Below are 15,148 nucleotides of genomic sequence, written 5' to 3' on the forward strand. Positions count from 1 at the left end.
GCACCGCCAGATCAGCGATCGCTTCACCACCGTCGGCCAGTAACACCGCCAGATCGACCGCGACCCGGCCTGGCTCGTGCGCCGAACGACGCAGCCGGTCCAGTCCCAATGCTTGAATGAAACTCCTGGTCAGGCCAGTTTTATCGGCAAGGTCGGTGAGCAGACGCGTGCCGGCACGACCGACCACGCCTCGAGCACCACCAGTGACGACAACCTTCGGACGCGTGCCGGTACTCTGCACCTTGAGAGTGCCTTCCGTGACGGACGATCTTGACCCTAGACAAGTCAGATCATCCCAGATCAGAAGGCACTTTCGCGTTCCCGGGCGTCACCACCACCAGCCCTTACTGAAGGGCCGAGGCTAAGGTTTGGCCAGCGCTTCGGTGTGAAGGAACCACCAGCCGGCTATGAGCTGCGCCAGCCGCAGGGCTGAGCTGCCCGAACCGTCCACCGCAGTCCACGGACGTCCGGCCTTGCCCGCGCCCGTCGTCACCCAGTTGGTCACCCAGCCCGAGTGTCAGACGTTGAAGCGGAACTACAGGCCGCGATCAGCCCACCAGCAGAAGCGGTGCCCGACACCTGGTCACACCGCTCTGGCTGCTGCCATGGCTGCTTGCTGGTTGACGACGTTTGACGGTGTCTTGTGCCCCCTGTGTGCCCCTAGCGACTCGGCGCGCAGCTCAGATGGTCACCTCAGCAGGAGCCCCGAGCCTCGGGCGTGTGGACTCATCTCACCGGGCAGGGAGTGATGGCGTAGGGCGGCGGCAGGCCTCGGACGGGCTCACCGATGGAGTGAACCTCCAGGCACGACAGGAATCCGCCTTCTACAAACAGGACAACACCGGCGTAGGTGTCGCCATCGCTGATGTCCGCTGAGACGGGTGTCGCTGAGATGACCGGGGCGGGGATCGCCCGCGATTGGTCAACGGACAGATTGATCGTCGCGCAGCCGCATCCGCATCCACCGTCAACGGCGGCATGCCGCAGTTGGGCCAGCAGCTCCCTACTACCAGGAAACGTCGAACCCAGCAGACGTTCGATAACCGCTCGTTCAGCGTCGGTGAGCGGGCGTCGTTTCTGGCTCGGGAGGGCATCGTCCGTCGGCACACGCCCATGATCCCGTACGGCTCCTGCGCGCGGGACATCACCTTGACCCCTTGACCCCCAGGCAACCAACACGGTTCGCTGACCTGCTCCTTCACAGGCTCCGAACTGCCGGAAGGGTCCTCCGGTGTCCATCCTCGTCCGTCGACATCCAACCCGATCGTCACCCGGTTAGTCACTCAGCTAGATTGAGCCATCCTCCACCTTGCTGAGGATCACGTCGACGTCACCGGACCGGATCATCTCTCCCAGGGCCGCCACCATCGCCTCGACGCCGGGTCTTGGAACGATGACCAAGTCGGAGCACCAGAAGTACCGACCGCCTCCAGCCTCCCCGGTCTCAGCCCATCTTTCCAGGACCCGGCCGACCCCAACCGTCGTCATGAAGGTGACGTAGCGACGGGTGCCATCAACGAGGTAGACGTGGGCATCGATGTTGTCGACCGTCGCAGCATCGTCGCCCTGACCGGGCATGAAGCGGACACGAGCGCCCTCGACCACGCGGTCCCAGCCCAACGTCTGACTCACGGCAAGCATCATCGCAGCCTCGGACGCTCAACTCGGGAATCGGATCGAGTAGCGCTCTTGGGGCCGGGTGTCTCCTGGTCGTAGGAGTACCGACCATCTGGGCAGCTTCCCCACGGGTCTCTACTAGCCAGTGTTGACCGCTGCGTCGGGCACGGGTCGGGCAGGGGGTCTGGGTGGCTGAGACTTGAACCCCTAACCCGGACCGCGACGGCAAAGCGGGCCAAGCCGGACGCACCGACGTGATGACCTGGCTCGCGACCCTCGGCAACTCTCGACGTCTTACACCTTTGTTCGCCGTCTGTTGTGCCGAATCTGTGCCCGATGATCTTGCCTCTCAGGGGTGCCCAACAGATGCCGTCAGCTTTAACCACGCAGCAGGCATGTCCTCTTCGTCAAAACGTACGACGCATGGTTGAATCCGAAGCGTATTGCAGTCCTGCACTTGGAGAACCTCCATGGCCGAAGAGCCCACCTCCCAGCAATCAAGCTCGCCGCCGCCTCCTCCCCCTCCGCCGCCACCCCCGACGCCGACGCCGACGCCGACCGGTTTTATTACGACTGTTCACGTTCGCGGGAGCGAGGATCCATCATTCAAGGCCAGCGGGCAGGCGGTTCGAGTAACCGAGCCAGAGCGTGGCTGAGCAAAGTAGCGTATACCCGGAATTCATTGCATCCGAACTGAAGGCAGAACGGGACCGTAAAGCCGCAATCGATGCGCGAGCAGCATCTCTGATTACCACCTCAGGAAGCCTTGTTACTGTCTTGGCGGCCATCGGTGCATTCCTTGGTAAAGACAGCGACTGGCGTCTTCCTCAACTTGCGTTCCCGTTTATCGCGGCAGCCCTGATAGCCTTTACGGTGGCCTCCGTCGCAGGAATCATCTCAGGATGGAGCCGCGCGTACGCCGTGCCGGATATCGCGCCTCTGAAAAGAATGCTGAACGATCGATGGCGCGACGAAGAGGACCTTGCACGTATTGAGATATGCGCAGCGAGTATTGAAATGATAGAAAGTCTCCGCAAAATAAACGCGAAGAAGGAAAGAACCCTGCGAGTTGGCTGGTTTAACCAGATTGCGGCGATTATTCTTTTATCCGTGGTCGTCATAACTGTCATCGCCACGATTTAAGCCTGCCAAGGTAGATATCGCCCAGCGATCGGGCTCATACGCCATCCCGTCTGCCGCCGACCCGCCCTAATGGGAGCGGGCCGCCGCCCGGGCCGCCACGTCAAGCGGACCTTGACGCACGTTCGAACGCTGGCGGGCCGGGCGGTGGTCTGCTCGGCTCGCCCGGGTCGTCGGCTGGCGGGATGGCCCTGCGCAACCCCCCACGGACCGCGACCCGCCGACGGACCCCCGGCCATCTCGGAGTCGTTGCGCCCCCGCCGGAGGCGCGGTAACCGCGACCAACCCGCCGCCGCACCCCGCCGCGCGGACCCGGCGTGCCCTTCCCTGCGCCGCGCCGATCGGGCGCGGCCCGGCCGGCTGCCGGCCCACCAACCTCAACCACCCTCGGCCCCACCGTCAGCGGCGGCCCCTCGGGCTTCCCGCTCCCCGCGCCAGCCGCCGGGCGTTCTGCGTGGCCGGAGTCGGAGCGCCAGCGCAGCGACGGACGCGCACCCAGGCGGCGGCGCTTGCGGCCCGTCAAGGGCCGCCTTGAAGACGTACAGAAACTTTGCACAACGCGCCGGCAGTCCGGCTTGTCCTCCGTCGGCTGATGTGCGACACGCGTCCGCCAGGTGATCTGCGACAGTGGTCCGTTTCGGCACTCTGAGCCCGACGTCTCCGCGGGGCGTCGGGACTTGGGGAGGCCGGGATTGGCGCTGGTTGTCTTGTCGGTTGTCGAGCAACGCTTGGACGCGGTCCGTGCGGTGTTGGCCGGGTCGGATGTGATGGAGGTAGCCGCCAATCTCGGGGTGCATCGGTCGACGGTGCATCGGTGGGTGGGCCGGTATCTGACGGAGCAGTTGGCCGGGTTGGCCGACCGGTCGCACCGGCCTCACTCGTGTCCCGGTCAGGTCGCGGAGGCGGTCGAGGTCGCGGTGGCGGAGATGCGTCGGGAGCATCCTCGGTGGGGATCGCGGCGGATCCGGTTGGAGATGCTGCGCAAGGCCGGCCCGTGGCTGGTGGAGGATCTGGCGGTGCCGTCGGAGCGGACGATCGACAGGATTCTGCAGCGGCAGGGGCTGCTGCGGGTCCGACCTCGGAAACGGCCGAAGGACTCGTATAAGCGGTGGGAACGACCTGCCCCGATGCAGTTGTGGCAGATGGACATCGTCGGTGGGGTGCAGCTGGTCAACCCCGCGACCGGTGTGCTGCGGGAAGCGAAGCTCGTCACCGCCGTCGACGACCACTCCCGGTACTGCGTGATCGCCAAGGTGGTCGAGAGGGCCACCGGCCGGGCGGTGTGTCTGGCCCTGGCGGAGGCCCTGGCCCGGTTCGGGGTCCCCGAGGAGATCATCACCGACAACGGCAAGCAGTTCACCGACCGGTTCGGCAAGTACCGGCCCCGCACCGGTGAGGTGCTGTTCGACAAGATCTGCCGCCACAACGGCATCACCCACCGGCTCACCGCACCCGCTTCACCGAACCAGAACGGCAAGGTCGAACGGTTCCACGGCACCGTCCGCCCGGACTTCCTCGACACCGCCGAGGCGTTCACCAGCCTGGCCGAGGCCCAGGCCGCGGTGGACGCATACGTCCTGCATTACAACACCGACCGACCCCACCAGGGCCTCGACGCGAAGACACCGGTCACCCCGGCTGACCGGTTCCAGCCGGTCGGAGCCCAGCAGCGCGCACTTGTCGACCTGTGGTTGCCGCCCACCCTGGACCCCGTCCCCTCCACCCCGCTCCAGCAGCCCACGGCCGACCCTGAACCCGTCCAGGCCCAGCCGCCGCCGGTGCAGCCGGGTGGACCGGTGGAGTTCGACCGGGTCGTCCCGCCCTCGGGCAACCTGATGGTCTGCCAACGCCAGTTCTGGATGGGCACTCACCGGGCCGGCATGGTGGCCCGGATCTGGGCCGACTGCGACCTGATCCACGTCCTCATCGCCGGCATCCGCATCAAGACCGTCCGCTCCCACCTGAGCGTCAACGACCTGGCCGCCCTCACCCGCCAGGGCGCCGTCCCGGCTGGCCCCCCACCCCTGCCACCGATCGAGAACGGCGACGCCATCGAGGTCGAGCGCTGCGTCAACCGAGGCGGCGGTGTCTCCCTGGGCCAACACATCGTCCTGGCCGCAGAGATCCTCGCCGGCCGCCGCGTCGGCATCCGCATCGAACCGAGCACCCTCATGTTCTACGACCTCGACACCCGCGAACTGCTGCGCACCCGCGCCAACCCGCTCAGCCCGGAACAGATGAAGCGGCTCCGTGGAGCCCGACCAGCCGGGCCACCACCACGACCCTCCATCGAACCCGTCAGGGTCCAACGCAGGGCTTCCACCAGCGGCATCATCATGGTCGCCGGCCAGAAAGTCGCCCTCGGCCGACTACACCGCCACCAGACAGTCACCGTGACCGTCTCCGAAACGACCTTGGCCATCGAACTCACCGACGGCGACACCAAGGTCATCCGACGCACCACCACCCAGCCAGTCCGTAGCATCAAAGGCCAGCGACCGCGGATCGCTACCTCAGTTTCCTAGACCACCCGTCGCACATCACCTGGCAGAGCTGCGTCGCACATCAGCTGACGGATCACACGCCGGCAGCCGGCTGTGTCCTCCGTCGGCTGATGTGCGACACGCGTCCGCCAGGTGATCTGCGACAGTGGCCAGGAACAGGGTGCCATAGACCGACAGGTACTCCGGCGTCGCCTCGGCCAAGCCGGGCTGCATGTATGCAGCCGCATCGGCGGTGAGCTGCTTCGCTTCACGGAATCGGCCCGTCGAGAGCAGGGTATGGGTGACTGAGCGGAAGAGCGACCCGATGACAACCACATCGCCGCATCGTTGGGCCGCCGTGAAGCCCCTCTCGGCAGCAATCCATGCGAGGTCCGCTTCCCCGAGCTTGGTGAGCAGGACTGCGGTCGCTTGGTAGGTGAGCGCCAGAAGTGCGAACGACTGTTCCTGGTCTTCGCCCTCGTGAGTTTGGGTCGCGGCTTGTCCGGCTGCGAGCGTCTGCGGCAATCGCGCGACGACGTATCCGTATCGAGAGGCTTGGTACGCGTCCCACACTTGGGTGACTTCCGTACGCAACTGGGCTACGCCTGGTGCCTCCGCGACAGGCCCAGGGACGAACGGCGAGAGCTGCTGCACCTGGTCCCCGCGCTCGGCACCAAGCGTCTCGACGCATTGCAGGTCCAGCACGTCAAGGCGTTCATGGAACGAGTTCCGCCGCAAGTGCCTCTGTTGTACGGCTGGACTCGATACCACCCGCCGGCCCGGCCGGCGGTGCTGCTCCGTTGGCAAGTGCTGCCAGCGCTTTCCCAGTGCACGGCAGATCCAGTACGTACATGCGGTGCTGCGCAACGCGCTTCAACACGCTATGCGCGAAGAGCTGGTGTCCCGCAACGTCGCGAAACTGGTGCGTGTCCCCTCACCGCGCTACAAGGTCGGTAAGGGCCTCTCGGTCGACCAGGTGCGCAGGCTCATCGCGGTGACGGAGGGACACCGCCTGCACGCGCTCTACGTCGTGGCGGCGCCCCTCGGACTTCGGCGGGGCGAGCTGCTCGGGCTCCGGTGGTCGGACCTCGATCTGGACACCGGCACCGCCACCATCGGTCAGACGGTTCAGCGGGCCGGCGGCGAGCTGCGCCTACAGGACACCAAGACCGAGGACTCGGACAGCATGCTTCCGCTGCCGGACTGGACCTGGCTGGCGTTGCTCGACCACCAGGAGCGCCAGCAGCGGGAGCGGGAACGACTGGCCGAGGTCTGGCAGGATCACGGCCTGGTCTTCCCCTCCGAGGTCGGCACCCCGATCGAACCACGTAACCTCAATCGCCACTTCGCGGCGCTGCGGGTGAAGGCCGGCTGTCCAGACGTGCGGCTGCACGACCTGCGGCATACCGTCGTCTCGCTGCTGATGGAGCTGGGCGTTCCGCCGCACGTCGTCCAGGCCATCGCCCGGCACGCCGACGTGAAGCTCACTCTGAAGGTCTACTCGCATGCCAACCTCGACGCGATGCGTCAGGCGCTCGGCAAGCTCGACGGACGGCTCTCGTAGACCCGTTGCTGTCACCGCCCCGGGGAGTGATCTTCTCGGGGCGGTTTTGGCTGGTGGTTGGTGGTGGGCGCGGCAGGTTTCGAACCTGCGACCCCTCGCTTGTAAGGCGAGTGCTCTCCCACTGAGCTACGCGCCCGGAACGCCCCGTGTGTGGCGGGCCGGTGGCTGGCAAGCTTACCTGCTCCCGCCCGCTCGGGGCGCGCGGCGTACCCCCGGTCAGGCGGCGGCTTCCGCGATGGCCTTGCGCCAGCAGGTTTGGACCCGGGCCTCCCCCGGGCTGTTCATCTCGGCGAAGCGGACGATGCCGGTCTTGTCGATGACGAAGGTGCCCCGGTTGGCGACGCCGGCCACGTCGTTGAAGACCCCGTACGCTTGGGCGACAGCACCGTGTGGCCAGAAGTCGGCGAGCATCGGGAACTGGTAGCCCTCCCGGTCGGCCCAGATCTTGTGGCTGTAGACCGAGTCGACGCTGACCGTCAGAACCTGTACGGCGTCGTTGACGTACTCGTCGAGGTTGTCTCGCACTTCGCTCAGCTCGCCCTGGCAGACGCCGGTGAAGGCGAGCGGGTAGAAGACCAGCAGCACGGTGCGACGCCCCCGGAAGGCCGAGAGGCGGACCTCCTGGTTGTTCTGGTCCTTCAGGAGGAAGTCCGGCGCCTCGGTGCCGACCTGGATGGGCATGAGGGCTCCTCGTGTTGCTCGATGACGCCAGCCTGCCACACCCGGCGGTGTGGACCGCCGGGTGCGGGGGGCCGGTTGGGCTACTTCTTGGCCTTGGCCCCCCGGCGCAGCACCAGGCGGGCGCCGCTCCAGTCCCGACCGGCGTTGACGGTCGAGGTCTGCTGAAGGCCGGCGGTGGGCGCGGACTCCGCGACCTCACTCGGCTCTACGTGACCCTCGCGCCCCGCCTTCGGGGTCAGCAGCCACACGACACCGTTGTCGGCCAGCGGGCCAAGGGCGTCGACGAGAAGCTCGAAGAGGTCACCGTCGCCGTCGCGGTACCACACCAGCACCGCGTCGACCACCTCGTCGGTGTCCTCGTCGACCAGGTCTCCACAGCGGTCGGTCAGGGCGTCCCGGAGATCCTGGTCGACGTCGTCGTCGTACCCCATCTCCATGACGACCATCCCCGGTTCGATGCCGAACCGGTCCGCCAGGCTGCGTACCCCATCGGCGGCCTGACCAGCGGTCGCGCTCACTGTCGCGTGCCTCCTCTTCTTGTTCCTGCTCGCGGCGTCGTGCCGACGCCGTCTGGCAAAGTCCACACAGTTGTGGGCCCCCGCGCAAGTGGCACACCGGGTGGATCGGAATTTACCGTGCCAGCAGCGTACGGGCACCCTCGGTAATGGCTTCCGCGGAGACCAGAACCTGGCGTGCTGCCGGACCTAATGGTACAAACGAGTCAACTCCGGCTACTCGACGCGCCGCACCGACATATCCGGCGTCGACAAGCGCGGCGATGACACCCTCACCGACCCCGCCTGATCGGCGTGTCTCGTCCACCACGAGCACACGGCCGGTCGCCGAGGACTCCCTGATGATGTCGGCCACCGGCAGCGGAGCCAGCCACCGCAGGTCCACGACCCTCGTACCCACCCCCTCCTCGGCGAGAACAGCCGCCGCCCGCAGCGACATCCGTACCCCGTTTCCGAAGGTGATGATCGTCAGGTCGTCGGCCGCACCGACCGGGTAGACCCGCGCCCTGCCGATCGGCACGTGCCCCGTCACCCACGAGCCCGGCTCGGGATAGCCCGCCAGCCACTCGCCGTCGCCATCGGCGTACAGGTCGCGGGTGTGGTAGAGCGCGATCGGCTCCAGGAAGACGCAGACGCTGCCGTCCACTGCCGCGCTGGCCAGGCAGGTCCGCAGCATGGGCGCGGCGTCGTCCGGCCGCGCCGGCACCGCGATCACCAGCCCGGGCACATCCCGGAGTACGGACACCGAATTGTCGTTGTGGAAGTGCCCGCCGAAACCCTCCTGGTACGCCAGCCCGGCCACCCGGACCACCATCGGGTTGCGGAACGCCCCCTGCGAGAAGAACTGCATGGTGGCGGCCTCGCCGCGCAGCTGGTCCTCGGCGTTGTGCAGGTACGCCAGGTACTGGATCTCCGGCACCGGCAGCATCCCGGCCAACCCGGCGCCCAGCCCCAGCCCGAGCACGGACGTCTCGTCGAGCAGTGTGTCGAAGACCCGGGCCGCCCCGAAGCGGTCGCGCAGACCCTTCGTCACCCCGTACACGCCGCCCTTTGCGGCCACGTCCTCACCGAAGACTGCCATCTGCGGGTGGTCGAGCATCCCGTCGGCGAGCGCCGCGTTGATGCTCTGCGCCAGTGTCAGCGGGCCGGTCAGCTCCGGCGGCTTGCCCCCGAACGCCTCCGCGCGGGCACCAGCGCCGGGCCCGCTGGCCCGCGCCGCCGCGTCGGCCACCGCACGTGCGACCCGCACCGGGCGCCGCGGTGCCAGCGCCGACACCACCTCGGCTGCGGAGGCCAGCTTCGGCTCACCCAACACGTCCTCGGCGAGCCGGCGGATCTGCCAGCCGGTCTCGTCGTACCGGGCCAGCAACTCCTCGCCCGTCGCCACGCCAGCCTCGACGAGCAGCCGGGCGGTGGCGGCCACCGGGTCCCGGGCCACGTCGTCGGCGAGCTCGGCCGGGCTACGGTACGCCGACTCGGCGTCCGCGCCCGCATGCCCCATCAGCCGGACGGTGTGCAGGTGCAGCACAGCCGGTCGCCGGTGTCGACGCACCCAGGCCGCCGCCTCGGCCGCCGCCGCGTACGTACCCACCGGGTCCGCGCCGTCGGCGCTGAAATAGCGGATACCCGGCTTGGACCGCAGCGTCGCCTCCACCCAGCCCTTCGGGGAGCGGACGCTGATGCCCAGCCCGTTGTCCTCACAGACGAAGAGCACCGGGATGCGCAGCCCCGCGTGGTCGTACCAGCCGGCAGTGTTGAAGGCGGCGGTGGCACTGGCGTGGTTGACCGACGCGTCGCCGAAGGAGCAGACCACTATGGCGTCCGGCGGCCACGGCGCGTTCTCGGCACCGCCCACCTGAGCCCCCGCCCCGGTACGACGACCCGCGCTGTCCATCCGGCGCAGCCGCTCCACGGCCAGCCCCATCCCGACCGCCCGGGGCAGGTGCGAGGCGATGGTGGACGTGGTCGGCACGATGGCCAGATCGGCCCGGCCGAACACCTTGTGCCGCCCGCCGGCGATCGGCTCCTGGCTGGAGGCGACCATGCCCCGCAGCACGTCCCGGGCCGCCTCCGCGTACGCCTCGAAGCCACCGAGCGGCGTGGACCTGGCCGGCACCTCTGCGGCGGGGTCGGCCGCCGGCTCCCCCTCGGTCGAAGGGCCTGCGCTGGACCGTGACTCGGCGCTGGGGGCCGGCACGGCGGTCGAGGCGAGTCCGGCAGCGGAAGCGGGTCCGGCAGCGGAGGCCGGCTCGACGTTGGAGGCGGACCCGGCCGCAGAGGTGGGCATGGCAGCGGAGGTGGGCACGGCGCTGGAGGCGGGCCCGACAGCGGAGGCGGGCCCGACAGCGGAGGTCGGCGCGGCGCTGGAGCCGGATCCCACAGCGGAGGTCGGCGCCGCGCTGGAGTCGGACCCGGCCGCGGAGTTCGGCTCGACGGTGGACGTCGGTGGCGGGTCGGCGGCGGCCTGGGCGGCGCGCACGCAGTAGAAAGCCCCGGAGCGGTAGTGCAGCAGCGCCGGGTCGGTGGGGCGCAGCGCGGCGGCGACCGCGGCGTTGCCCTCGTGCCCGGCCGAACCGATCGTGTAGAAGCCCTCTCCGAAGCTGCGTAGCCAGCGACCGGCAAGGTCGAGCTGCCTGCTGGTGACCTGCGCGTCGAACAGGTCGAGCAGTTGCGCGCCGGTCAGTGGAGCGTCGTCGGTGACCGGGTCGGCGGCATCACGCCGGCGTTGCTCGGCGGGAAGTGCCGCCAGCGTCTCCCGGAAGCGGTCGTCGAGATCTTGCGGGGTGGTCACGTCGCACAGCATTACCGACGCGGGCCATAGTCGCCCACTGGGACACGGCGGGCACGGGTCGACTGGCGCCGGTTCACACGCCTGCGCGCAGCCACTGTCGGGCACCTTCCACACCAGGTCACGCAGGGCAGGGAAACTCCCGACCAGCCAGCCCGGCCGGAAGTCGGGAGTCAGACATCACCCCGACCCCTACCCATGACCCGACCCCGCACCGCGCGGGCAGCAGGCGACCGAGCCGGCTCAAGATCCGCACAAGATTAGTGAAAGTGCTGCCTCGGCGTGTGCCGAGGCAGCACTTTCCGGGTAGTTGCGCGGATCTTGAGGCAACACGGCCGCACCCGCACCCGCACCCGCACCCGGGTTCAAGATCCGCGCAAAACCAGTGAAAGTGTTGCCTCGGCACGCGCCGAGGCAACACTTTCCAGGAAGTTGCGCGGATCTTGAGGCGGGACGGCGGCGCGGCGGCGCGAGGGCGGGCCGCGGCGGCGTCAGCCGGGTAGGAACGAGAAGCGGACCTGGCGGGTGGGATTGTCGCCGTTGGTGTCGACGAGGCAGATCGACTGCCAGGTGCCAAGGGTCAGTCGGCCGTCGAGCACCGGGACCGTCGCGTACGGCGGGATGAACGCCGGCAGCACGTGGTCGCGTCCGTGGCCGGGCGAGCCGTGCCGGTGCCGCCAGCGGCCGTCGGTGGGCAACAGGGCGTCGATCGCGGTGAGCAGGTCGTCGTCGGAGCCGGCGCCGGTCTCGATGATCGCCAGGCCGGCGGTGGCGTGTGGCACGAACACGTGCAGCAGTCCGTCGCCTTCGCTGGAGACGAACGCCTGTGCCTCGGCGGTGATGTCCCGGACGGTCGGCCGCGACCCGGTCTGGACGGTGATCACGTCACTGCGCATACGCCGCATTCTGCCGCAGTACGCGGTCAGGAACCGCCACCACCACCGCCACCGCCGTCACCCCCGGACGAGCCGCCGGACCAGCCGCCGCCGGAATCTCCACCGCCGGACCAGCCACCACCGGACGAGCCACCGGAATCTCCACCGCCGGACCAGCCACCACCGGAGTCTCCGCCGCCGGACCAACTCCCACTGTCTGATCCGCCGTAGTACGTCCCCGGGATGCTGGTGTCCGCGTGCCGCATGCCCTGCCCGGGGCCAGGGCGCACCGGGCGGCGTGGTGCCGGAGCGCGAAGGCCAGCGCGTAGCCGCACCGCGCCGAAGAGCATGGCGCCGCCGCCGATGATCATTATCGGCAGCGGTGCCAGGTCGCCTGTCAACAGCACCCGCGCGGCCGGAAGCACCGCGAGGACGCCGGCCGCCAGCAGAAGGCCACCCACCACCACCCGTCGCCTGTCCATGCCCGGCACGGTAGTGGCGCCGGGCAAAAGAGGGGTTCGGGCGACCGTCGCACTAAGTTACCGATGGGTACCTGTGTTCAGCATCGCGTCCGGGGCACCTAGACGTGACGAGGGGTGCCACCAGGGGGCAGGATGGCGCTAGAGACCTATCCCACACACAACCGAGGGACCGCCTGTGGCTACGGAACGCAAGCGCCCGGTGATCAGCGACGGCCTACCGAGCCAGCTTCCGGACATCGACCCTGAAGAGACAAGCGAATGGGTCGAGTCGCTTGATGGTGTCATCGACGATCGCGGCGCCAAACGCGCTCGCTACGTCATGCTGCGCCTGCTGGAGCGGGCTCGGGAGCGCCAGGTCGGGGTTCCACCCCTGACCACCACCGACTACATCAACACCATCCCGTCGGAGCGCGAACCGTGGTTCCCGGGTGACGAGCACGTCGAGCGTCGGATCCGGGCGTACGTCCGGTGGAACGCCGCGATGCTTGTGCACCGGGCACAGCGCCCGGAGATCGGCGTCGGCGGGCACATCTCGACGTTCGCCAGCTCGGCGTCGCTCTACGAGGTGGGCTTCAACCACTTCTTCCGGGGCAAGAACCACCCCGGCGGCGGCGACCAGATCTTCTACCAGGGTCACGCCTCCCCCGGCATGTACGCGCGGGCGTTCCTGGAGGGCCGGCTCAGCGAGCACCAGCTCGACGGGTTCCGCCAGGAGCTGTCCCACCCGGGCGGCGGCCTGCCGTCGTACCCGCACCCGCGGCTCATGCCGGACTTCTGGGAGTTCCCCACCGTTTCGATGGGTCTCGGCGGTCTGAACGCGATCTACCAGGCCCGGTTCAACAGGTACCTGCAGCACCGCGGCATCAAGGACACGTCCCAGCAGCACGTGTGGGCGTTCCTCGGCGACGGTGAGATGGACGAACCGGAGACGCTCGGCGCGATCGGTGTGGCCGCCCGCGAGGAGCTGGACAACCTCACCTTCGTGATCAACTGCAACCTACAGCGGCTGGACGGCCCGGTCCGGGGCAACGGCAAGGTCATGCAGGAGCTGGAGTCGTTCTTCCGGGGCGCCGGCTGGAACGTGATCAAGGTCGTCTGGGGTCGTGAGTGGGACCCGCTGCTCGCCGCCGACACCGACGGCGCGCTTGTCAACCTCATGAACACCACGACCGACGGTGACTACCAGACCTACAAGGCGGAGTCCGGCGCGTACGTGCGGGAGCACTTCTTCGGCCGCGACGCGCGGACCCGCAAGATGGTCGAGCCGCTGAGCGACGACGAGATCTGGAACCTCAAGCGGGGTGGGCACGACTACCGGAAGCTCTACGCGGCCTACAAGGCGGCCACCGAGCACACCGGCCAGCCGACTGTCATCCTGGCGAAGACGATCAAGGGCTGGACGCTCGGCTCGCACTTCGAGGGCCGCAACGCGACCCACCAGATGAAGAAGCTGACGCTTGAGGATCTGAAGACCTTCCGCGACCGGCTCTACCTGGACATCCCGGACTCGGCACTGGAGGAGAACCCCTACCTGCCGCCGTACTACCACCCGGGTGAGAAGTCCGAGGAGCTGGCGTACCTCAAGGAGCGGCGCGAGCAGCTCGGCGGCTACCTGCCGTCCCGGCGGACCAGCACCAAGCGGCTGGCCATTCCCGGGCCGGAGCGGTTCGCCGACGTCAAGCGCGGCTCGGGCAAGCAGAAGGTGGCCACCACGATGGCCTTCGTCCGCCTGCTCAAGGACATCATGAAGGACAAGGAGTTCGGCAAGCGCTGGGTGCCGATCATCCCGGACGAGGCGCGTACCTTCGGCCTCGACTCGATCTTCCCGACCGCGAAGATCTACTCGCCGCACGGTCAGCGCTACACCTCGGTCGACAGGGAGCTGTTCCTGTCGTACAAGGAGTCGACGACCGGGCAGATCCTGCACGAGGGCATCAACGAGGCCGGATCGGTCGCCTCGTTCACCGCCGCGGGCTCGGCGTACGCCACCCACGACGAGCCGATGATCCCGATGTACATCTTCTACTCGATGTTCGGGTTCCAGCGGACCGCCGACGGGCTGTGGGCGGCTGCCGACCAGATGACGCGGGGCTTCCTGCTGGGCGCGACCGCGGGGCGGACCACGCTCAACGGCGAGGGCCTCCAGCACGAGGACGGGCACTCGCTGCTGCTGGCCGCCACCAACCCGGCGGTCGTCGCGTACGACCCGGCGTTCTCCTTCGAGATCGCGCACATCATGGAGAACGGCCTGCACCGGATGTACGGGGACGCGCAGGAGAACGTCTTCTACTACCTGACGGTCTACAACGAGCCGATCCTTCAGCCGGCCGAGCCGGAGGGGGTGGACGTGGAGGGCCTGCTCAAGGGCATCTACCGCTACTCCCCCGCGCCGCAGGTCGACGGTCCGAAGGCAAACGTGCTCGCCTCCGGCACGGGCATGCAGTGGGCGCTCAAGGCCCAGCAGTTGCTCGCCCAGGACTGGGGGGTGGCTGCCGAGGTGTGGTCGGTGACCTCCTGGACGGAGCTGCGCCGCGACGCGGTGCAGGTCGAGGAGTACAACCTGCTCAACCCGGGTGCGGAGGCGAAGGTCCCGTACATCGCGCAGAAGCTTGCCGACGCCGAGGGGCCGAAGGTCGCGGTGAGCGACTGGATGCGGGCCGTACCGGACCTGATCTCCCGCTGGGTACCGGGCGACTACACGTCGCTCGGCACCGACGGGTTCGGCATGTCGGACACCCGGCACGCGCTGCGCCGGCACTTCCACGTCGACGCGGAGTCGATCGTGGTCGCCACGCTGCGGCAGCTCGCCCGCAGTGGCGCGGTGCCGGCCACGGTGCCGGCCGAGGCCGCCAAGAAGTACGCGATCGACGACGTCAACGCCGCCCCGGTCGGGGAGACCGGCGGGGACAGCTGATCAAGCGGTAACGAGAAGGGCCCGGCGCACCCGCGCCGGGCCCTTTTTGGTGCACCCGCGCCCTCGCCCCGTACTCCCCGATCGACCGG

General features: G+C 68.5%; 10 protein-coding genes, 1 tRNA gene and 3 pseudogenes. 4 read left to right on the plus strand and 10 right to left on the minus strand.

Annotated elements, in window-relative coordinates:
- Positions 1–241 (minus strand): annotated as a pseudogene (locus tag ACLQ23_RS23135) (IS1380 family transposase); the annotation flags it as partial.
- A gap of 1,046 nt (positions 242–1,287) precedes the next feature.
- Positions 1,288–1,632 (minus strand): hypothetical protein, encoded by a 345-nt coding sequence (locus tag ACLQ23_RS23140; protein WP_377674917.1) that lies wholly within the window; start codon positions 1,630–1,632, stop codon positions 1,288–1,290.
- Between the two features lie 633 nt (positions 1,633–2,265).
- Here ACLQ23_RS23140 and ACLQ23_RS23145 point away from each other — a divergent pair.
- Together ACLQ23_RS23145 and ACLQ23_RS23150 are read left to right on the plus strand one after the other, a co-directional pair.
- Complete coding sequence (locus ACLQ23_RS23145; RefSeq protein WP_425881066.1) at positions 2,266–2,760, plus strand: hypothetical protein; 495 nt, start codon at positions 2,266–2,268, stop codon at positions 2,758–2,760.
- 689 nt (positions 2,761–3,449) lie between these two features.
- Positions 3,450–5,282 carry an IS481 family transposase gene (locus tag ACLQ23_RS23150; RefSeq protein ID WP_425881067.1) on the plus strand — a complete coding sequence of 611 codons (1,833 nt, stop codon included), beginning with the start codon at positions 3,450–3,452 and terminating at the stop codon, positions 5,280–5,282.
- Between the two features lie 15 nt (positions 5,283–5,297).
- Here ACLQ23_RS23150 and ACLQ23_RS23155 read toward each other — a convergent pair whose 3' ends face one another.
- Positions 5,298–5,945 carry a hypothetical protein gene (locus ACLQ23_RS23155; protein ID WP_425881068.1) on the minus strand — a complete coding sequence of 216 codons (648 nt, stop codon included), beginning with the start codon at positions 5,943–5,945 and terminating at the stop codon, positions 5,298–5,300.
- Between the two features lie 151 nt (positions 5,946–6,096).
- Between ACLQ23_RS23155 and ACLQ23_RS23160 the strand changes: the two genes are divergently transcribed.
- On the plus strand, positions 6,097–6,804 hold the full coding sequence (locus ACLQ23_RS23160; RefSeq protein ID WP_425881069.1) for a tyrosine-type recombinase/integrase: 708 nt from the start codon (positions 6,097–6,099) through the stop codon (positions 6,802–6,804).
- 61 nt (positions 6,805–6,865) lie between these two features.
- On the opposite strand, the gene ACLQ23_RS23165 is transcribed toward ACLQ23_RS23160, so the two are convergent.
- The 7 genes and pseudogenes from ACLQ23_RS23165 to ACLQ23_RS23195 form a co-directional block, all read right to left on the minus strand.
- Positions 6,866–6,940 (minus strand) — tRNA-Val (locus ACLQ23_RS23165).
- 80 nt (positions 6,941–7,020) lie between these two features.
- Complete coding sequence (locus ACLQ23_RS23170; protein WP_355628987.1) at positions 7,021–7,485, minus strand: peroxiredoxin; 465 nt, start codon at positions 7,483–7,485, stop codon at positions 7,021–7,023.
- Positions 7,486–7,565: 80 nt separating this feature from the next.
- A complete protein-coding gene (locus ACLQ23_RS23175) occupies positions 7,566–8,003 on the minus strand; it encodes a DUF3052 domain-containing protein (protein ID WP_030330240.1) in 438 nt (145 codons plus the stop codon).
- Positions 8,004–8,115: 112 nt separating this feature from the next.
- Positions 8,116–10,080, minus strand: a pseudogene (locus tag ACLQ23_RS23180) (thiamine pyrophosphate-dependent enzyme); the annotation flags it as partial.
- A 377-nt stretch (positions 10,081–10,457) separates the two neighbouring features.
- A pseudogene (locus ACLQ23_RS23185) lies at positions 10,458–10,803 on the minus strand (transketolase); the annotation flags it as partial.
- Between the two features lie 476 nt (positions 10,804–11,279).
- Positions 11,280–11,684 (minus strand): secondary thiamine-phosphate synthase enzyme YjbQ, encoded by a 405-nt coding sequence (locus ACLQ23_RS23190; RefSeq protein ID WP_197281448.1) that lies wholly within the window; start codon positions 11,682–11,684, stop codon positions 11,280–11,282.
- Positions 11,685–11,710: 26 nt separating this feature from the next.
- On the minus strand, positions 11,711–12,145 hold the full coding sequence (locus tag ACLQ23_RS23195) for a hypothetical protein (RefSeq protein WP_355630679.1): 435 nt from the start codon (positions 12,143–12,145) through the stop codon (positions 11,711–11,713).
- A 175-nt stretch (positions 12,146–12,320) separates the two neighbouring features.
- Between ACLQ23_RS23195 and aceE the strand changes: the two genes are divergently transcribed.
- Positions 12,321–15,059, plus strand: a complete 2,739-nt coding sequence (gene aceE, locus ACLQ23_RS23200) for a pyruvate dehydrogenase (acetyl-transferring), homodimeric type (RefSeq protein WP_355595213.1) — start codon at positions 12,321–12,323, stop codon at positions 15,057–15,059.
- Positions 15,060–15,148: the final 89 nt, after the last annotated feature.

This window comes from Micromonospora sp. DT41 (assembly GCF_049841715.1).
GTDB lineage: Bacteria > Actinomycetota > Actinomycetes > Mycobacteriales > Micromonosporaceae > Micromonospora > Micromonospora profundi.

Coding starts and splice junctions, on each gene's coding strand:
- ACLQ23_RS23170 (WP_355628987.1), bottom strand. CDS start 7,485: ATGCCCATCCAGGTCGGCACCGAGGCGCCGGACTTCCTCCTGAAGGAC.
- ACLQ23_RS23195 (WP_355630679.1), bottom strand. CDS start 12,145: ATGGACAGGCGACGGGTGGTGGTGGGTGGCCTTCTGCTGGCGGCCGGC.
- ACLQ23_RS23190 (WP_197281448.1), bottom strand. CDS start 11,684: ATGCGCAGTGACGTGATCACCGTCCAGACCGGGTCGCGGCCGACCGTC.